The sequence below is a fragment of the Pseudooceanicola aestuarii genome (genome assembly GCF_010614805.1).
Classification (GTDB): Bacteria; Pseudomonadota; Alphaproteobacteria; order Rhodobacterales; family Rhodobacteraceae; genus Pseudooceanicola; species Pseudooceanicola aestuarii.
Window position 1 is genome coordinate 433,945 of record NZ_JAAFZC010000002.1, and the last position, 17,487, is coordinate 451,431.

A 17,487-nucleotide genomic window follows, 5' to 3' on the forward strand; every position below is an offset into this window, starting at 1 on the left:
CGGGCCAGCAAAGGGGAAGAGACGGATGACCAGAGGGCTCACACCATCGGTTCACGCGATCTGGCAGGCCATGGGCCTGGTGCCGCCACCCGGCCCCCTGGGCGCGCGCCACGATTTCACGATCGAGGACACGGATCTGATCCTGCGCCTTGCCCCCGATGGCCAGGCTGCCACGCTTGAGGGGACGCTGGGCGCGCTGACCCCCGACCCGCACGAGGCCACGGCCCAGCTGCGCAAATTGCTGCGGCTGGGGCTGGGGCTGGCCGGGTTCAACCGCGCCGCCCTTGTCCTTCCCGATGTCAATGGTGCCGATGCCGCAGGTGCGGCGGCACTGATGGCGCTGGCCGACCGTCGCCCGGACCAGCCGCCCCTGCGGGTGACCGCGCAGGCGCGTATCGCCCCCGGCGATCCGCGCGCCGCCGTCGCCGCGCTGGAGGACATCCTGCAATGGCGCAGCTTTGCCCGCGACGTGATCCCCGCCAGCGCCGAACCAGCTACAGCCGCCGCCCATCCTGCCAGCCCCGCCACACCGCCAGATAGCGGGGCGGATTTCGTCATCTTCCAACCCTGAGACCGCCCTGACATCCCGCCGCCGCGCAGGTGGCACCCTGGCCCTTTCAGCGGCCCCCGACGCGATCCTGCCCGCGCCCCCAACCGGAGAGCCCCATGACCACGACCCTGCCCCCCGCCGCCACCGAGGCGCTGACCGATCTGGCCCTGAACCCCATCCGTGACCGACTGGGTCTGAAGGATGGCGATCTGAAAGGGGCCGCCTTGGCGGGCAAGCGCGCGCTGGACCAGGGGCAGGCGCTGGAAGCATTGAACATCTTTCGCACGCTGGTTCTGCTGGACCCGCTGGCCATCGATCCCCAGATCGGCCTGGCGGAGGCCGCCCTGGCCGGCGGGCTGAACGAATTGGCGATGCAATGCGCCTCGGTCGTGGTGGCGCAGGCGCCAAGGCGGGCGGAGGGCTACCTGCTCTCCGGCCGGGCGGCGATGGCCATGGGAGAGACGGACGTCGCACAGGAAGACCTGGCCGAGGCGCAGCGCCATGCCGAGGAGGCCGGTGCCACCGACCTGGCCGCCGAGGCGCGGAATTGCCTTGCCCGGCTGCAAGACGCTGTCTGAACCGGACCGCACCGCGATGACCCCGCCCCCGGACATTCCCCACCCCACTGCCGCCGCCCGCCAGCTGCCGTACAGCGATGAGACCTTGACGGCAATGCGCGCCGCCCTGGCCCGGCTTGAGGCCGAAGGCGGACGCGATTATCTGGCATTGCTCGACGGGATGCTGGACAGCGGATCGCTGCGCGCCGCCCTTGGCCTGCCCGAAGAAAGCGTCGATGCCCTTTATGCGCAGGCCTTTGCCCGGTTCAACGCCGGCGATGCCCGTGGCGCGCGGCAGGTATTCCAGGCGCTGTGCCTGCTGGCGCCGGAACGGGTGGATCATTGGCTGGGCTTTGGCATCTGCCTTGTCATGGATGGAGAGGAAACCGGCGCCGCCCTGGCCTTTGACGCAGCGGTCGACCTGGCTCCGGACGCGCCGGCACCACGCTATCACCGGGCGGAATTGCTGTGCCGGGCCCGCCGCTGGGCGGAGGCCCGGCGCGATGTCGCCGCCTTTGCCGCGCTGGAAGACAGCCCCGCCCGCACCCGCCTGGCCGCCGAGGTGCAGCGCCTCGCGGCCCTGGTGGAGCATCACGGGGCATGAGCCTGGGCAGCGGCGGCGTTCTCGCCATGCTGAACAGCCTGACCGCGGCGGAGATCGCCAAACGGTTCAACACGGCCGACCCGGTGCTGACCCCGACCACCGCCCAGCCCACGCCCGTCCCGGCCCCGCAGGCGCCCGATGCGCAGCTTTACGGCGCCCGGGCGGGTGCGGCCGGCCCCTATGCGGACGGGACGGCTCCGGCCCCCTTCGGCCCCAACGGCCCGCACTCCTCCCCGTCCCGTCCGGCGACACCGGCGCAGGACGCCGGCAGCCCGGAAACCCTCCGCCAGGAAGCCGTCCGCAGAGAGAGCACTGGTCAGCCAAGTGGCAGTCGGGCTGCGGTCGGTCCGGGCGCCAGCGCCGCGGGTGGCTCGGGTCAAGGGGCTACGCCCATGGCGCCGGGTGCCGCGACGCCGGGGCGCATCGGTCAGGGCGCGTTTGGGCAAGGTCAGCTGCCTGCCCACCTCGCCACCGGTGCAATTGCGCCGGGCGCCACCCCACCGATCGCGACACCGGCCGGGCCGACCCTGCCCGGCCGGGGCATGCCCCCTGCCGGCAGCGCGACGAAAGGGGCGTCGACATCTCCCCCCGGCTCGCCGACCCAGACCCCGGCCCCGATTCCGACACCGCCAGCGCGCCAACACCTCACCGGACAGGGCCAACAAGGCGCCGGGCAAAGCGCGCCGGGACCAGCTGGAACGGGACAATCCGGTCCCACGGCCGCCCCACTTCCACCCGGCGCATTCGGTCCTGCCGTGTCCGCCCCGCCGCGTGGCCCTGATCCGGCCCCCTTGCCGGGCAATCCGACCTCCGCCGCAGCCGCTTCCGGCACGGGCACTGCCGCCTCTGGCCCCGGCACGGCAGCTCTGCCACGCGGGTCAGCAACGGGCTTTGCAGGACCCACGCCGGGCGGGGCAACCTTGCATCCGCAGACACCGGCTGCGCCTTCGTCGAACGGGCCGCTCTCTTTCGGCACCGGCGATCCCGGCGGGCAGCTTTCCCGTGCTGCCGCCGCAGGCCCCGCCATCGGTCCACCCCTGGCGGGTTCCGGGGGAACACATCCCGCCATGACCGGCAGCCACGGTCCGGCCAGCGCGCGCTCCGAAGCGCCTGCGCAGGGGTTCGCTGTCCGCGCCGCCGATCCACCGCACGGCTCCCCCAGGGGACAGCCTCCTGTGACCACCTCGCCGGGGCAGGGCTCCTCTCTGGACAGCAGGCCGGTCACGCCGCCCCAGCCCGGTCGTGCGCAGCCGGGCCCCGCCCTGCCCTCCGGCAACGTCGCTCCCCCCAGCACGGCCCCAGGTTCCGGTCCGGCAGCGACCTCAGCTCCGCCGCTGGACGCAACTGTCCGACCACAGGGGGCATGGACGGGCGCGAATCTGGCGACCCTCACCCCGCCCCGTCTCGTCCATGCGCCGGGGACAGGCACGCCGCCATCGGGAGGACCGGGCGCGGCGCCCAACCCGGCGCATTCCTCCGGCCTTGCCGCCGGCGCTGGACCGCAGCCGACACCGCCCGGCACGCGTGCAGCCGCCCCCGTTCAGGGGACGGCGCCGGCACGGCCATTCCCATCGGCGGGCACGGCGGCGAGATCCCCGAACACCCCCCCCCTGCCAAGCGGCGTCGCAGGGGAACGACCGGGACAGCCGATAGCGGCCATCACGAGCAACGGACCGCCCCCCCTCGCGCCCGACATGCTGAGCGCCAGTGCCGGAGATGCGATCCTGCGGGGCGGAGAAACCGGACGCGCCGCCGCCCTGCCCCCGGCCGCGTCCCTGCCCCCGGCCCTCGGCACGGCGTTGCAGATCCTCGCCACGGCGGAGGCCACGGGCCTCACCCCGCCCCCTGGCGGAGCGGATGCCCGTGGCACGGCCAACCTGGTGATCTTCAACGCGGCAATGCTGCCGGGCTGGCCCTATCCCACCGCCTTTGCCCGCGACGGGGCGCCGGGGAGCAAGGCTGTGTTGCAACAGGTGGGCGCCACGCTGGCTGCCATGTCTCCCGAGGAAATGGCCGAATACCTGGCCAAGGTTGGCGCGGGCTTTGCCCTGGTCCGGCGTCTGCGCAAGGAGATGGAGACCATCGCCGCCGAGGAACGGCACAGCCTCCTGGGCCTGTTCGCGCTGCTCAGCCAGGCGGTGAACGACGTGCTGGCGGGCTTTGCCGCCTCTACCCTCTTCAGTGCCGAGGAAGCCGCCGAGATGGAGGCGGTGCGCAATGGTGGCATCGCGGGGCGCAAAGCCAGCGCCAGCCGTCAGCGCCTGCCGATCTGACCCCTGCGGCCGCGCCGGTAGATCACCGCCAGCCCCAGCCCGCCAAGCGCCAGGCAGGCCAGGTTCCCGCCCAGCTGCAACAGCCCCACCAGATCGCGCAGCGCGTGGCGGCGCGGGGGGGGCGGCGGGGAATTGTCCGGACCACGCCCCGCCGCGGCCCCCAGGAATCGCCGCAGCACGGCCACGAACCCCGCGCGGCTGCGCACGCCGTCCAGCGCGGCCAGGTATTCGGGCGCCCATCCGGATCCATCCAGGTCACGCAGCGCCTGGGGGACCGTGATCTCGCGCAGGACCATCCCGGCACGGTCCGCCGACGCGCGGACCTGCGCATGGTACGCCGGATCATGCAGGTAGAGCGTCGCACCCCCGTCGCCCGCAGCTGCGACCAGCCCCGCCGGATCGACAGGTTGGTCACTGCCGGCGATGAACACGCCATCGCGGCGCAGGTCAAGCAAGAGGCGACCGGGCTCCCCCGGCAGTGCCATGCGGGACAGCAGGGTCACCCCCTCTGCCCCCGAGAGAGGCGCGGCCCGGTAGATCGGCAGGGACATGTCAGCGGATTGGACACCGGATCGTTCCGGGGATTGATCAACCGGCGCACGCGACAGGACCAGCAGGATCACGATCACCACGCACAGCAGGTTCGCCCCGATATCGGCCAACCATCGACCCAACGGCGCATCGGCCGTGCCGGTCATCATGGCGCACCCCGGCACAGGATCTTTCCGCCCTGCCAGCGCAGCGTTGCGCAGGAGACGGTCAGCCGCACCCGGTCGATCCGCGCGACACCTGCTGCCGCCAGAGCGGGTTCGGCTAGAAACGCGCTTTCGCCGCCATCGGGGGTGATGATCAGCAGCGGCACGCCGTCCAGCCCTGCGGCCCATCTGGCGAGTGGGCCGGCACCGATCCGGTCCAGCGGCAGGTGGACCGGAGGTGCATCGGGCACGGTCATGTCCAGACCCGTCGCCCGCGCCAGCAGCGCGGGCCGGGACATCTCCGCCACGGGGCTGACCGCAGCGCCCCGCGTCACCGGCGTGGCGGCACGCAGGGCCAGGTCGCGCAGCGGCGCGAACACCAGCACGGCAAGGATCAGCAGGATGGCCGACACGCCGAAAAACAGGTCCGAAGCAATCAGCGCCGGATCGCCTTGCGACCTGTCGGTCAAGGATCCTCACCCGTGAGGGCATCCCCCAGCAGGGCCAGCAGGAATCCTGCGCTCACCGCTGCCAGCAGGCCGATCAACGTCGTCTCGAACGCCGTCGCAAGCCCGGAAAGCAAGGGCGACAGATCGGCCTCCCCCGCCGGTGTGGCGAAGACATCCGGCAGTCCGTCCAGCGCCCGCATGATCCCCAGGATCGTGCCGGTGAACCCCAACAGCGGCAGCAATCCGATCAGCGCCCGCAGAAATCGGTCCAGACGCGGGGTCAGCGCCCTGTCTGCCAGGGTCAGCAGAAGACCGGCCAGGATCACCGCGGCCAGCAGCACCAACGCGGCGTGGATCGGCGTCCGGGTCAGGATCTGCGCAGGCAGGCCCGCCATGGCCAGACCACTCAACAGCAGGGCGAACAGCGCCGCGCCGGTCGGAAACCACGGGGCGGGGCCGGGGCCGCGCCCCTCGGCCCCGGCCATCAGGATCAGGGCCAGCCCGGCGGCAATGGCACATAGCAGGATCGGCCAGGCCTGCATCGCGTCCAGGTTCGGTGCGCCGGCCGGTCCCGCGCCCTGTGCGACCACCGCCGGGCGCAACACCATCAGCAGGACCGCCAGCACCGGCGCCACGGCCAGGATTCCTCCGGCCATCCGCCACAGCACATTCGGACGCGGTGCCACCAACAGGAATAGCGGCGGGGCCAGGAAGGCACCGCCCAGCCCCGACAGCCACGGCGCGCCCACCGGCCCCAGCAGCCCCGCCAATTGCCCGATCCAGAACAACGCGGCGGCGGCAGCGGCCAGAACAAGCGCGGGACCACGGCCCGTCATCGCAGCTCGATCCGTTCCAGGGGCTGGATGTTCACCTGCGGCGACAGTTCCTGAAAGGACAGGATCGCCAGCTCGGGGAAATCCCGTTCAACGATCTTGCGGAAGAACCGGCGGATGTCCATCGGCGCCAGCACCACGGGTTTCAGCGCATGGCGGCTGAAATCCCCGACCGAGGTCTGCAACGCCGCGATCAGCCGTTTGTGCACATCCGGTGAGAGCGCCAGGTAGCTGGCACCGGAGGTCTGGCGAATGGCGCCCCGCACCTCGTCCTCGATGCTTTTCGACAGCAGATAGGCCGAGATGATGTTCTGCCCGCCCGAGAATTTATGCGTGATATAGCGGTTCAGGGCAGACCGGACATGTTCCGTCAGCAGGATCGGATCTTTCTCCCGCTGGCCCCATTCCACCAGCGCCTCCAGGATGGTGCGCATGTCGCGGATGGAGATTTCCTCGCTCACCAGCCGTTGCAGCACGTCGGCGATGGTGATCACCGGCAAGGTGCGCGTGACCTCGCGGACCAGTTCGGCGAAATTCTGTTCCATCTGGTTCATCAGGTACATCGTCTCCTGCACCCCGATGAATTCACCCGCGTGGTCCTTCAGCGTATGGGCCAGGTGAAAGGTCAGCATCGACGGCAGGGTCATCATCTGGATGCCCGCCTTGCGGAGCGTCGTCTCATGCTTGCCCGCCACCCACAGGGAGGGGGTGTTGGGCAGGAAGTCCTCTCCGCGCTCGAATGGGATCTCGAACATCTGAAGGTTCTGTTCCGTCTCCCGCACCATCAGCGATCCGGGACGGGATTTGCCTTGCGCCACGGGGATCTCGTTCACCAGAATGCGATATTCATCCGCCTCCAGCGTGTCGTTCAAACGCAGATGAACACCGGGAAAAGGCACGCCAAGATCGAAGTAGAGCGCGCGCCGCACCTTCGCGACTTCGGAATCCAGCCGGCGCGGTTCGATGTAATTCCGCACGGAGGAGGAGATATCGACGATCAGCGGCACGGTCAGGGCAAAGGTGACCGGTTCGACCTCCTCGATCGGTTCGATTTCTCCGTCCTTGGGAAAACTGGGCATTTCCAGCTGCGGCCGCGCGGCGGCGGCCAGCGCGGGCATCTGGCTGCTGCCCTGGGCCTCGGCAGCGGTGCGGCGCGAGCTCATCAGGAAATAGCCGCCGACACCTGTCAGCACGGCCAATACCAGAAAGACCGTCGTCGGAAATCCGGGGATCAGGGCAAACCCCACCAGAATACCCGAGGCGATCAGCAAAGCCTTGGGTTCGTTCACCAGCTGCTTTGCGATGTCCGATCCGAGGTTGTCGTTTTCCTCGGAACTCACGCGGGTGACGATGAACCCGGCGGTAATGGAGATGAACAGCGCCGGGATCTGACTGACCAGCCCGTCGCCGATGGTCAGGATGGCGAACCGCGACAGCGCCTCGTTCGTGGTCATGCCCAGTTGGGTGGTGCCGACGATGATGCCGCCGATGATGTTGACGAAGATGATGATCAGCCCGGCGATGGCATCGCCCTTGACGAATTTCATCGCCCCGTCCATCGCGCCGTACAGCTGGCTTTCCTTCTCCAGCTTGCCGCGCCGCTTCTTCGCCTCCTTCATGTCGATCATGCCGGCGCGCATGTCGCTGTCGATCGACATCTGTTTGCCGGGCATGGCATCCAGCGAGAACCGCGCCGACACTTCCGCCACCCGTTCCGACCCCTTGGTGATCACCAGAAAGTTCACGATGGTCAGGATCAGGAAGATCACCGCCCCCACCACCAGGTTCCCGGCAACGACGAAATTGCCGAAGGTTTCGACAATCGCGCCCGCATCGGCCTGCAACAGGATCAACCGTGTGGTGGTGATCGACAGCGCCAGGCGGAACAGCGTGGTCAGCAGCAGAATGGAGGGAAAGGCCGAGAACGCGACCACCTCGGACAGGTAGATCGCCACCATCAGCAGGATCGCCGCAATGCAGAGATTGATGCCGATCAGCACGTCCACCAACTGCGTCGGCAGCGGCAGGATCATCATGAAGACGATGCAGATCAGAAGGAACGCCAGGATCACGTCGTTCCGCTTGGACAGGGTGGTCAGGATCTTCTGCATGACTTCCGTTCGCGCTGACATCCGCAACGATCCGCGAAGCCGCCCTCGAAGATCAGATCCCGAGGTAGCAGCCCGGCATGGCGCAGGGTGTGACAGAAGTCATTGGCCGGTTTCGGGTTTCATGCACAATGCCCGGACAAGGCCGGGGGACGCATGACCATCGAATTGAACACCGAAGGCTATAAACTGTTGGCCGAAATCGGATTCCTGGGCATCTCACGCGGGATGGCGCAGCAGGCGGAGGTCGTGTTTTCCGCCCTGCATCGTCTTCGCCCGGAGGAGGAGACAGGCCCGATCGGGCTGGCCCTGACGCACCTGGCGGCGAATGAGGCGCAGGCCGCCGTGCAGGTTCTGGAAAAGGCCCGGCAAAGCGACACGATCATCGCCTTTCGCTGCCTGGCCCATGCGCGGCTGGGCGACCGCGACACCGCCCGCGAATTGCGCGACGAACTGCACGAAACCGGCGCGGCAGAGACTTTGACCGCCATGGCCGACGGAGCCCTGGCAGAGGCATGACGCGGCGCGGCATGGCCACCGTCGCACAGGATGGACACGCCGCCCCGCCGGGCGCGCGCGGGACCGGGAGATACGAAAGATGAGCCTGACCGTCACCCCAAACGCGGCCGCGCTGCCCATGGGCCAGCAGCCCGGCACCGGCCCCTCCGCCGAAAGTCTGGGCCGGTTCGAGGACGCGATGCGCCGCGCCTTCGAGACGGAGGGCAGTCAGCCCGCCATGCAGCTGGCGCAGCTGGATACCACCGCCACCCCGCCAGGTGCCGCGATCACCGACGCGCGCCCGGTTCAGGCGACCGACCCCGCCGCGCCGATCAACCCGACCCGCACCGCCGATGCACTGGACAGCACCTCCCCCGCGGATCGGGCATTGCGCGGGCTGGACCTGGCACCGCAGGCCGACCAGGGGCCGGGCAGCTCCATCCTGAACGGGCTGGAACGGTTGCGCGGCACCTTTGACGACAGCCTTGCGGCGGTGAAATCCCATACCGACGGCACGCGCATGGATGTCTCCACCCTGGTCGCGATCCAGACGGAGGTGGTGCAATATTCCGTGCTGGTCGATGTCAGCTCCAAGCTGGCCGGCAAGTCCACGCAGGCGCTCGACAGCCTGATGAAAGGCCAGTGAGGGTGTCACCGGAACCATGCGCGTGATCCATATCTTTCCGCGCCGGCTGCTGCTGGCGCTTCTGGTCTGCCTGGCGCTGGCCGCCTGCAAGACCGAGATTCACACCAACCTGACCGAGCGGGAGGCGAACGAGATCCTCGGCGCCCTTCTGGAGGCCAATATCGACGCGCAGAAATTGTCCGGCGGAGACGAGAATTTTGCCATTTCGGTGCAGACCGACAAGGTGCAGACCGCGCTGGCCGTTCTGGATGCGCGCGGTCTGCCCCGCAACAACCGCGAAAGCATCGGCCAGGTCTTCGCCAAATCCGGTATCGTATCCTCTCCCTTCGAGGAACGCGTGCGCTATGTCTATGCTCTGGGAGAGGACGTCGCCCAGACGCTGCAACAGATCGATGGCGTGCTGGTGGCGCGGGTGCATATCGTCATGCCCGAGGCGCCGGAGCTGGGTCAGGAGGTCAAACCCTCCTCCGCCGCCGTCTTCATCAAGCAGCGTGCCGGGTTCGATCTGGATTTCCTGATGCCGCAGATCCGCCGTCTGGTCGCCAACGCGATCGAGGGGGTCGAATACGAGGCCGTGACCGTTGTGCTGGTGGAGGCACAGCCAAACCTCAACCCCGAGGAAAAAATGCTGGGCGCCGCCGTACGCACGCGGGAGGTTCTGCCAGGCCTGTCTCTGACCCCCGAGGCGACGCAAGGATTCTGGATGTGGGCCGGGGGGCTGGCCGGTCTGGCCGGGCTGCTGCTGATCACCACCATTGCCCTGGCCTGGCGCAGCAGCAGCCTGTCGCGCCGCCTGCGTGTGATCCTTGCGGACGAGGATCCGGCCTGATGCGGTGCGCGGTGCGATCCGGCGGCCCCGCCCGTTCTGCGGCGCCCTTGCCCGTGACCGGATCGGCGCGCCGTGGGGGTGCGGGTGCGGAGGACATGCCATGGACCTGACCGCCGTTTCGGGCCGCATGACGCTGGAGCTGGCCGCGCTGCTGGCCCGCCCATCCGATCATTTCCCCGACCCGACCGCGCCCCTTTCTGCCCCCCCCGAGGCGGACACGAGCGCAGCGCCGCTGGCGCCCGACCTGGCGGCCCGGTTGGGCGATGGACCATTGGGACGGCGCTGTCGGGATCGTGCGATGGCGCGGGCCGCCGGACTGACCGCCCTGCCCTTCGATGCCGCGTTCTTTCGCCGCCTGGCCAGCGCCGACCGGCCCCGCCTGGCGCTGCGTTGTGTGCTGGCACCGCCAGAGGTCATCGACCCGCTGGCGCGGCTGTTGGCCGGAGCCATGGCGCAGGACCGCATCCGCCATGCCATTCTGCGCGCCGACCGGGAGGCGTTGCGCCTGTCGCTGGGCGATGCCGCGCTGGCGTTCGGGATGCGGCAGGCCTCTGTCTTTGCTGCGCCGCTGGCGACACTCTGGCCCGAAACCCTTGCCCTTCCGCGCAGCGACACCGATCCCAACCCCGTGCCCGCCCTCGGCCTTGGCCTGATTGCCCGGCTGATCAACATGCAGGACGCGACCCTGGCCACCCTGTTCCGCAAACGCCATCCGACCGCCGCTGCCGACCCTGTCACCGACGAGGCCCAGGACCGCGCCGCCTGGCGCCTGATCGCGCAGGAGCTGGAGGAATGAGCGATCTCTACACCCTGCGCCTGCATGGCCATGGTCTCTCCGCCGGTCCGGTCCTCAAGGCGCGCGATGCCGCCACGCTTGACGGAGCCGAAGCTCTCATCCGCAGCGCCGAGGCGGAGGCCAGCCGTATTCGCGCCGAAGCCCGACAGGTCTACGAGGCGGAGAAGCAGCGCGGATTGGCCGAGGGCCAGGCGCAGGCGGCCCGCGACGCCGCTGCCCGGCTGGCCGGCGACAGCCGTGCCCTGGACCAGGCCCTGGCCCGGATGGAGGGCGAGATCGCGCGTCTGATCATCTCCGCCCTGCGCGAGATCATCTCCGATTTCGACCGTCCCGAGCTGGCGCGCGGCACCGCCCGTACAGCGCTGGCCACCATGCGCAGCGAGAAACGCGTGCGCCTGCACGCCGCCCCCGACATGATCGAGGATCTGCGAAAGGCCCTGCCCGCAATCAAGGAAGACTACCCCGAGGTCGAATTGATCGACCTCATCTCCGACGCGAAGCTGAGCACGCCCGACCTGCGCATCGAATCCGGTCTGGGCGTCGTCACCTTCGCGCTGGACGACACCTTGACCACTCTGCGCGCCCTTCTGACGGGCGGATAGGGGGATGCGATGAGCACGCCCACCGCCCCGCAGGACCGGACCGCCCCCCCGGCGGCGACAGTCCCGTCCAATGCCCCGTCGCCGGACGACCGCATCGCCGCCCGCATTGATGCCATGCCGGACCGCATGTCACGGCGGCTTGCGCAGTTCCAGCCCTACCGGATGACCGGCCGGGTGCAGAAGGTCGTGGGCACGATCATCCACGCCATTGCCCCCGATGTGCAGATCGGCGAGCTTTGCGATCTCTACAACCGGGAGACGGGCCACCACCTCGCGGCCGAAGTCGTGGGTTTCCTGGGGCGGGAGGCGCTGCTGTCGCCCATCGGCGAGACGCAGGGCGTATCCCCCTCGACCGAGGTGGTGCCGACGGGCCGGGTGCAATCGGTCCCGGTGGGCGAAGGATTGCGCGGCCGGGTGCTGGACGGGTTCGGCAATTTCATCGACGGGCGCGACGATCCCTTTGTCCCCGAAACCCATTACCCCGTCTATCAGGCCCCGCCCGACCCGATGACCCGGCGCATCATCTCGGAACCGCTGTCGCTGGGGGTGCGGGCGATCGACGGGATGCTGACCTGTGGCGAGGGGCAGCGGATGGGCATCTTTGCCGCTGCCGGCGGAGGCAAGTCCACCCTGTTGGCGATGCTGGTGAACGGCGCGGATGTGGACATCACCGTGCTGGCGCTGATCGGAGAACGCGGCCGGGAGGTGCGCGAATTCATCGAACACGACCTTGGCCCCGAAGGGGTGAAGAAATCCGTGGTCGTGGTCGCCACCTCCGACAAGTCCTCGATGGAGCGGGCAAAGGCCGCATCGGTCGCCACCGCCATCGCCGAATATTACCGCGATCAGGGCAAGAAGGTGCTGTTCCTGATGGACAGCGTCACCCGGTTCGCCCGCGCCCAGCGGGAGATCGGGCTGGCAGCGGGAGAGCCCCCCACCCGCCGTGGGTTCCCCCCTTCGGTCTTTGCCACCCTGCCCAAGCTGATGGAGCGGGTGGGCATGAACGAACGGGGCTCCATCACCGCGCTCTATACCGTGCTGGTGGAGGGCGACGACATGAACGAACCCGTCGCGGACGAGACACGTTCCATCCTGGACGGGCACATCATCCTGTCGCGCAAGCTGGCGGCGCGGAACCATTACCCGGCCATCGACATCCTCGCCTCCAAAAGCCGGGTGATGAACAAGGTGGTCTCACCTGAACATGTCGACATGGCCGGAAAGGTGAACGAATGGCTGGCCCTTTATGACGAGGTCGAACTTCTGGTGAAGATCGGAGAATATCAGCGCGGCACCGATCCCCGCTCCGACTTGGCGATCGACAAGCAGGAGGCGATCCGCGACTTCCTGCGGCAGCGGACCCAGGATCTGGACCCCTATGAGAGTACCTTGCAGAAACTGGCGCAGGTGACCGCATGATCCGCCAGTTTCGCATGCTTGAACGGGTCAAGAAACTGCGTGAGGACAAGGCGTTGCGGGCGCTGATGGCCGCGCGGGCCCAATTGGCCGAGGCAGAGACCCGGCACCAGGCGCTGATCGCCGAAGTCACGCAGAGCGCGGCCACCCTGCCCGACCGGGAACGCGCAATCTTCGACCGGATCCTGCAACAGGTCGTCGGCATGGGCGCGGTGGACGACGCCAAGGACGAAGTGCTGCACCTGCTGGCCGAACACCAGAAGCTGATCGACCGCCGCGACCGCGCGGGCGACCGCGTGATCCGCGCCCGGGAGGCCGTCACCGCCGCCCAGGCGGAGCTGAAGCGCAAGCAGCAGGAGGTCGAGAAGATCGGAACTCTGACCGAAGACCTGGCAGCCGAGTTGGCAGAGGCCCAGATCGCCGCCGAAGAGGCCGAGATCGAAGACCTGTTTTCCCGGCCCCGCCCCGCGCCGACCCCTGTGGGAGCCCCGTCATGAGCCGCATCGACCCGCCGCCGCCCACCGCCACGCCCCGTGATTCCGCCGCCACCCGCGCGGACCAGGACCGGGGCGCGCAGGCGCAGCTGGGCAGCGGCGGCGCATCCCCCGGACGGGACCAGTTCGGCCAGGCCCGTGGCCGCACGGGCCCGCCCGATCCACGCGCCACGTCGAAATTTGCCACCCGGCTGGATGCCGCGATGCGGGCTGGCGCGCAGACCCTTCAACCGCCGGTCGGCCAGCCCCCCGGCCCGCGCGGCACTCAGGCCGGCGCGCATGAGGAGGAGGAGGAGACGAAGGGCGACGACCGTCAGCCGGGCGCCCTGCTTGCCGCCCTGCCGGCTCATGCGCCACCAGCGCCCGCCAGCACGCCACCACCGGCGGAAACCCGCAGCCAGATCGCCAGCGTGGTCGAACGGATCGCCACCGATCTGCGCGCCGCCGAAGCCCAGATGCTGCGCCCCGGCGCCGATGGGAAGGTTGCGCTGCGAATGGATCTTCCGGTGCCGGCCCTGGGCGTGCAGAGCCTGGAATTGGCTTTTTCGGCCAAGGAGTTGGTGGTCACACTTCATCTGCCCCCCGGAGCGGAGGCGCATAACCTGGCGCAGGCCTCCGCTGTGCTGGCTCAGGCGTTGGCAGCGCGCTATCCTGCCCGCGCTATCCGCATTCAGCAGGCAGAGGACCGCACAGCCGAGGATACCGCGCCCGACACTGCCGCCTTTGACCCGCTACGCCCCGGAGGGATGCGGCGATGAATGCCCTGCACCGGCCGCTTGTCTCCGATATCGCGATCTGGAACGCCATCGCCGCCTGGTTCGGCCAGCCGGTGAGACTGGACCAGTTGGGCTTTACCCTGGTTGAGGCCCGTCCGCCGCAGGGAGCGGTGGGCGCGCTGGCAGCCACTGCCGAGACAGAGGCCGGGACTCTGACCTTGGTTTTGCAGGACATGCCGCTGGGCGCGGCCACCGGAGTTGACCTGGCGCTGGCGGAGCTGGACGACCTGCCGCCGGACCTGCGCGAAATCGTGGTCTCGGGGGTCTGGGACCTGCTGCGCCAGATCGCGCCCGCCCCCCTGGCCGCGCGGCTCCTGTCCGTGACGCCCGTGGCACCGGGCAACGCCCCGCCCGAAGCCCGGACCTGGCTTTCGCTACAGGTCGATCCCGGCTGGGGCGCGCCTGCCGTGCTGCTGGTCGGGGGCAGCGCGCGCTGCCTGACCGCGCTGGCCGCAGGGCTGGTCACCAGCCCCGGCCGCCCCGCCCCCCTGGCCGCGGCGCTGGCCGCCGCCATCCCGGTGCAATGCCGCATCGCTCTGGGCCGCATCGCCCTGCCGCTGGCCGCGCTGCGCGACCTGGCGCCGGGGGATCTTCTGTTGACCGGCACCTCCGCCATCCGGCGCGAATTGCTGGCCCCCCGTCTTTCCCTGATCCTGGAGCCCTCGGGCGAAGGGCTTATCGTCAAGGAGATCCGCATGACCGACACGGACCCAGAAACCGCCCCGGACCTCTCGGCCACTGCCCCGGATGACAGCCTTCCCGAAACCGCGGCCATACCCCCGGCCGACGACACACCGCTGACCCGGCTGGATGATCTGCCGGTGCAGGTCAGCGTGGTGCTGGACGACCGCCAGATGAGCCTGGCGGAGCTACAGGCGCTGACCCCCGGCGCGCTGGTACCGCTGGGCGACAGCACCGCCGAACCGGGCAAGCCTGTGCGCCTGCTGGCAAACGGCCGCACCATTGGCGCGGGCAACCTTGTGGAGATCGACGGCACGCTGGCCGTGCGTATCGCCGATATCGTGACAGGTTGAACGGAGGCACGCCGCGGTGATTGATCCGCTTAACCTTATCCTGGGGCTGGTGGTGGCGGGCTTGATCCCGTTCATCGCCGTTGTCGCAACGTCTTTCATCAAGCTGTCGGTGGTATTGCTGTTGGTGCGCAACGCCCTGGGCGTGCAGCAAATTCCGCCCAACATCGTGCTGAACGCGCTGGCCATCATCATATCCGGCTACATCATGGCCCCGGTGCTGGTGGAAACTTTCGACATCCTGTCCTCCGGCGAATACAGGTTTGATTCCGTCGGCGCCGTGACAGAGACCTTCAATGCCGCCAAGACACCGTTGATCAACTGGCTGATCAAACATGCGGACCTGCGCGAAATCACCTTCTTCGTGGAGGCGGCGCAGGAGATCTGGCCGCCCCGTCTGGCCGCCGCCGCGAACGAGGAAAACCTGGCGATCATCCTGCCCGCCTTCACCGTGTCCCAATTGCGAGAGGCGTTCGAGATCGGCTTCCTGCTCTACCTGCCGTTCATCGCCATCGATCTGATCGTGTCCAACATCCTGTTGGCCATGGGGATGATGATGGTGTCGCCGCTGACCATCTCGTTGCCGTTCAAATTGTTCCTGTTCGTCATGGTGGACGGCTGGTCCCGGTTGATTCTGGGCCTGATCACCACCTACAGCGGCTGAGGAGGCGCGCCCATGTCACCCGAAGACGCGATGTTCCAGATCACCGAGGCGATGATGCTGGTGATGATCCTGTCACTGCCGCCGATCATCGTCGCCTCGGTCGTGGGGATCGTGGTCAGCCTGTTGCAGGCCCTGACCCAGGTGCAGGAGCAGACGCTGTCCTTTGCGGTCAAGCTGATCGCGGTCGCGGTAACGATCGCCGCGATGGCGGGGATCCTTGGCTCCGAAATGCTGAATTTCACGATGAAACTGTTCGATACCTTCCCCTCCATCGTGAACTGAAGGGGGCGTGATCCCCAGGCCTGTGCGGGACCGGACGGGCGTCAGCAGGCTGTCGATGTTTACTCGCGCCGGGGTCGGTTGCGGTGCGGGTGTTGCGCTACCCCTTGGGAACCGTGGCACAGCCCGACGGGACATCCATCCAGACGAAATGGGCCGGCTTGACCAGGACGTTCTGGTATTTCACCTCGTGGCGCTGCGGGATCTTGCGGCGCGTGACCTGTGGGGCGTCGACTTCGACCCGGTTGATCACTTCCTTGTAGCGCGCGGGGATCACCACCTTTTCACGACGTTCGGGCGTGACCATCACGCGCCGTTCCTCGATCCGGTATTGCGCCGGGATCGTCCTGGAGATGCGGCGTTCGGGCGTGACCTGCACCAGCACGCGTTCGGTCTCGTAGAGGGGGGCGGTGGTCAGGCGGATCACCTTCTTCTCGCCGTCCACGGTGACGGGCTTGTCCGTGCGGACACCGGGGGCGATCAACCGACGCCGGGTCTTGTAGGCATATTCGGCGGGCAGCACGATTTCCTTGACCTCTGCCGCACGGACCAGCACGCGGTCCTTGACCAATTTCCACCGCGCGGGCTGCACCCGATATTCCACCCGCTCCGGCGCGACCAGCACGCGGTGCACCACCTCGGCGGTGACGGGAGGCTTGTAGGTTTCGACCACCTCGCCCGCCTGAACCAGCTGGCGGCTCTTGACGCGCTTGTATCTGGGCGGGACCAGCATCTTCATCTGGCAGCGCCCCTCGTAGAAGCGCAGGACCATGGGATCGGCCGGGGTCATCCGGGCGGGGGCATCAGCCAAAGCAATCCCCGGCAGCAGCGCCAGCCCCAGCACGGCAAAGCGGATACGCGCCGCATGGATCATCCTGACCTGCCTTTCCGCGCCACGGCCCGCGCCGCACGGCGCCCGCCCTGCCGCATGTAGAAATCCAGCGCGGCGCGGGCATCTTCATCCAGCGCGCCGGTCAGGGCGAATTTCGCCCGCGCCTTGAGAAAAGACCGCACCCGCACCTTTTCACCCGGTGCCCGGCCCGAGACGATCTCGGCCGGGTCGATCCGTTCCAGATGGCGTATGGTGTCCAGGACGGCTTCGTCCTCCCCCAGCATGGCCTGCACGATGGCCCGTGCCAGCAGGATGTCGGGGGTTTCCTGATCCAGCGCCAGCAGCCCGTCGATCAGGCGCCTGGCCTCTTCGTAGCGGCCGTGCTGCATCCGCACGTAAATGTCGAGAAGGATGTAGTCCCGTTCCCGCCGCGACAAGCGCGGCAGGACCACAGGCAGCCCTGAACCGGCAGAGACCGGGTCCATTCCATCGTCGGCCATCTCTTGCCTTTCCCCGACACGTCCCGCCAGTGCGGCGAGACGCCTCGACAGGGTC

General features: G+C 68.6%; 21 protein-coding genes. 15 read left to right on the forward strand and 6 right to left on the reverse strand.

Annotated elements, in window-relative coordinates; all coding sequences use genetic code 11:
* The first annotated feature begins 25 nt into the window (after positions 1–25).
* The 4 genes from G5A46_RS14955 to G5A46_RS14970 all read left to right on the forward strand — a co-directional run bounded on the left by G5A46_RS14955 (position 26) and on the right by G5A46_RS14970 (position 3,984).
* On the forward strand, positions 26–571 hold the full coding sequence (locus G5A46_RS14955; RefSeq protein WP_163850638.1) for a hypothetical protein: 546 nt from the start codon (positions 26–28) through the stop codon (positions 569–571).
* A 95-nt stretch (positions 572–666) separates the two neighbouring features.
* Positions 667–1,128, forward strand: a complete 462-nt coding sequence (locus G5A46_RS14960; protein ID WP_163850639.1) for a tetratricopeptide repeat protein — start codon at positions 667–669, stop codon at positions 1,126–1,128.
* Positions 1,129–1,144: 16 nt separating this feature from the next.
* Positions 1,145–1,711 carry a tetratricopeptide repeat protein gene (locus tag G5A46_RS14965; RefSeq protein WP_163850640.1) on the forward strand — a complete coding sequence of 189 codons (567 nt, stop codon included), beginning with the start codon at positions 1,145–1,147 and terminating at the stop codon, positions 1,709–1,711.
* Positions 1,712–3,405: 1,694 nt separating this feature from the next.
* Complete coding sequence (locus tag G5A46_RS14970) at positions 3,406–3,984, forward strand: hypothetical protein (protein WP_163850641.1); 579 nt, start codon at positions 3,406–3,408, stop codon at positions 3,982–3,984.
* Here G5A46_RS14970 and G5A46_RS14975 read toward each other — a convergent pair.
* The 4 genes from G5A46_RS14975 to sctV are packed head-to-tail and all read right to left on the reverse strand — an operon-like array spanning position 3,966 to position 8,093.
* Positions 3,966–4,685, reverse strand: coding sequence for a hypothetical protein (locus G5A46_RS14975; RefSeq protein WP_163850642.1), 720 nt, complete (start codon positions 4,683–4,685; stop codon positions 3,966–3,968). The genes G5A46_RS14970 and G5A46_RS14975 overlap by 19 nt on opposite strands.
* On the reverse strand, positions 4,682–5,149 hold the full coding sequence (locus G5A46_RS14980; protein ID WP_163850643.1) for a hypothetical protein: 468 nt from the start codon (positions 5,147–5,149) through the stop codon (positions 4,682–4,684). The genes G5A46_RS14975 and G5A46_RS14980 overlap by 4 nt, the downstream gene beginning before the upstream one ends.
* Positions 5,146–5,964 (reverse strand): MotA/TolQ/ExbB proton channel family protein, encoded by an 819-nt coding sequence (locus G5A46_RS14985; RefSeq protein WP_163850645.1) that lies wholly within the window; start codon positions 5,962–5,964, stop codon positions 5,146–5,148. Before G5A46_RS14985 ends, G5A46_RS14980 begins: the two co-directional genes overlap by 4 nt.
* Entirely contained in the window at positions 5,961–8,093 is a 2,133-nt protein-coding gene (gene sctV, locus G5A46_RS14990) for a type III secretion system export apparatus subunit SctV (protein WP_204318766.1), read from the reverse strand. Before sctV ends, G5A46_RS14985 begins: the two co-directional genes overlap by 4 nt.
* 132 nt (positions 8,094–8,225) lie before the next feature.
* On the opposite strand from sctV, the gene G5A46_RS14995 reads away from it, so the two are divergent.
* The 11 genes from G5A46_RS14995 (at position 8,226) to sctS (ending at position 16,103) form a co-directional block, all read left to right on the forward strand.
* Entirely contained in the window at positions 8,226–8,588 is a 363-nt protein-coding gene (locus tag G5A46_RS14995) for a tetratricopeptide repeat protein (RefSeq protein ID WP_163850647.1), read from the forward strand.
* A gap of 79 nt (positions 8,589–8,667) precedes the next feature.
* Positions 8,668–9,213, forward strand: coding sequence for a type III secretion system inner rod subunit SctI (sctI, locus tag G5A46_RS15000; RefSeq protein ID WP_163850649.1), 546 nt, complete (start codon positions 8,668–8,670; stop codon positions 9,211–9,213).
* Between the two features lie 22 nt (positions 9,214–9,235).
* Complete coding sequence (gene sctJ, locus G5A46_RS15005) at positions 9,236–10,042, forward strand: type III secretion system inner membrane ring lipoprotein SctJ (protein ID WP_163850651.1); 807 nt, start codon at positions 9,236–9,238, stop codon at positions 10,040–10,042.
* 100 nt (positions 10,043–10,142) lie between these two features.
* Entirely contained in the window at positions 10,143–10,838 is a 696-nt protein-coding gene (locus G5A46_RS15010; RefSeq protein ID WP_163850652.1) for a hypothetical protein, read from the forward strand.
* Positions 10,835–11,440, forward strand: a complete 606-nt coding sequence (gene sctL, locus G5A46_RS15015; RefSeq protein ID WP_163850654.1) for a type III secretion system stator protein SctL — start codon at positions 10,835–10,837, stop codon at positions 11,438–11,440. Before G5A46_RS15010 ends, sctL begins: the two co-directional genes overlap by 4 nt.
* 9 nt (positions 11,441–11,449) lie before the next feature.
* Positions 11,450–12,859 (forward strand): type III secretion system ATPase SctN, encoded by a 1,410-nt coding sequence (gene sctN / locus G5A46_RS15020; protein ID WP_275585269.1) that lies wholly within the window; start codon positions 11,450–11,452, stop codon positions 12,857–12,859.
* Positions 12,856–13,353, forward strand: coding sequence for a type III secretion system stalk subunit SctO (gene sctO, locus G5A46_RS15025; RefSeq protein ID WP_163850655.1), 498 nt, complete (start codon positions 12,856–12,858; stop codon positions 13,351–13,353). Before sctN ends, sctO begins: the two co-directional genes overlap by 4 nt.
* Positions 13,350–14,108 (forward strand): hypothetical protein, encoded by a 759-nt coding sequence (locus tag G5A46_RS15030; RefSeq protein WP_163850656.1) that lies wholly within the window; start codon positions 13,350–13,352, stop codon positions 14,106–14,108. Before sctO ends, G5A46_RS15030 begins: the two co-directional genes overlap by 4 nt.
* Positions 14,105–15,160 (forward strand): type III secretion system cytoplasmic ring protein SctQ, encoded by a 1,056-nt coding sequence (gene sctQ / locus G5A46_RS15035; RefSeq protein WP_163850657.1) that lies wholly within the window; start codon positions 14,105–14,107, stop codon positions 15,158–15,160. The genes G5A46_RS15030 and sctQ overlap by 4 nt, the downstream gene beginning before the upstream one ends.
* Positions 15,161–15,176: 16 nt before the next feature.
* Entirely contained in the window at positions 15,177–15,821 is a 645-nt protein-coding gene (gene sctR / locus G5A46_RS15040; protein ID WP_239520966.1) for a type III secretion system export apparatus subunit SctR, read from the forward strand.
* A 12-nt stretch (positions 15,822–15,833) separates the two neighbouring features.
* Positions 15,834–16,103 (forward strand): type III secretion system export apparatus subunit SctS, encoded by a 270-nt coding sequence (gene sctS, locus G5A46_RS15045; protein WP_163850659.1) that lies wholly within the window; start codon positions 15,834–15,836, stop codon positions 16,101–16,103.
* A gap of 97 nt (positions 16,104–16,200) precedes the next feature.
* Here sctS and G5A46_RS15050 read toward each other — a convergent pair whose 3' ends face one another.
* Both G5A46_RS15050 and G5A46_RS15055 read right to left on the reverse strand, forming a co-directional pair.
* Positions 16,201–16,974, reverse strand: coding sequence for a hypothetical protein (locus G5A46_RS15050; RefSeq protein WP_163850661.1), 774 nt, complete (start codon positions 16,972–16,974; stop codon positions 16,201–16,203).
* Positions 16,971–17,432, reverse strand: a complete 462-nt coding sequence (locus G5A46_RS15055; RefSeq protein ID WP_163850663.1) for a tetratricopeptide repeat protein — start codon at positions 17,430–17,432, stop codon at positions 16,971–16,973. Before G5A46_RS15055 ends, G5A46_RS15050 begins: the two co-directional genes overlap by 4 nt.
* Positions 17,433–17,487: the final 55 nt, after the last annotated feature.

Coding starts and splice junctions, on each gene's coding strand:
- G5A46_RS14985 (WP_163850645.1), bottom strand. CDS start 5,964: ATGACGGGCCGTGGTCCCGCGCTTGTTCTGGCCGCTGCCGCCGCCGCG.
- G5A46_RS14975 (WP_163850642.1), bottom strand. CDS start 4,685: ATGATGACCGGCACGGCCGATGCGCCGTTGGGTCGATGGTTGGCCGAT.
- G5A46_RS14970 (WP_163850641.1), top strand. CDS start 3,406: ATGCTGAGCGCCAGTGCCGGAGATGCGATCCTGCGGGGCGGAGAAACC.
- G5A46_RS15010 (WP_163850652.1), top strand. CDS start 10,143: ATGGACCTGACCGCCGTTTCGGGCCGCATGACGCTGGAGCTGGCCGCG.
- G5A46_RS14965 (WP_163850640.1), top strand. CDS start 1,145: ATGACCCCGCCCCCGGACATTCCCCACCCCACTGCCGCCGCCCGCCAG.
- G5A46_RS14960 (WP_163850639.1), top strand. CDS start 667: ATGACCACGACCCTGCCCCCCGCCGCCACCGAGGCGCTGACCGATCTG.
- G5A46_RS15030 (WP_163850656.1), top strand. CDS start 13,350: ATGAGCCGCATCGACCCGCCGCCGCCCACCGCCACGCCCCGTGATTCC.
- G5A46_RS15050 (WP_163850661.1), bottom strand. CDS start 16,974: ATGATCCATGCGGCGCGTATCCGCTTTGCCGTGCTGGGGCTGGCGCTG.
- sctS (WP_163850659.1), top strand. CDS start 15,834: ATGTCACCCGAAGACGCGATGTTCCAGATCACCGAGGCGATGATGCTG.
- G5A46_RS14955 (WP_163850638.1), top strand. CDS start 26: ATGACCAGAGGGCTCACACCATCGGTTCACGCGATCTGGCAGGCCATG.
- sctN (WP_275585269.1), top strand. CDS start 11,450: ATGAGCACGCCCACCGCCCCGCAGGACCGGACCGCCCCCCCGGCGGCG.
- sctO (WP_163850655.1), top strand. CDS start 12,856: ATGATCCGCCAGTTTCGCATGCTTGAACGGGTCAAGAAACTGCGTGAG.
- G5A46_RS15055 (WP_163850663.1), bottom strand. CDS start 17,432: ATGGCCGACGATGGAATGGACCCGGTCTCTGCCGGTTCAGGGCTGCCT.
- sctQ (WP_163850657.1), top strand. CDS start 14,105: ATGAATGCCCTGCACCGGCCGCTTGTCTCCGATATCGCGATCTGGAAC.
- sctL (WP_163850654.1), top strand. CDS start 10,835: ATGAGCGATCTCTACACCCTGCGCCTGCATGGCCATGGTCTCTCCGCC.
- sctV (WP_204318766.1), bottom strand. CDS start 8,093: ATGTCAGCGCGAACGGAAGTCATGCAGAAGATCCTGACCACCCTGTCC.
- G5A46_RS14995 (WP_163850647.1), top strand. CDS start 8,226: ATGACCATCGAATTGAACACCGAAGGCTATAAACTGTTGGCCGAAATC.
- sctI (WP_163850649.1), top strand. CDS start 8,668: ATGAGCCTGACCGTCACCCCAAACGCGGCCGCGCTGCCCATGGGCCAG.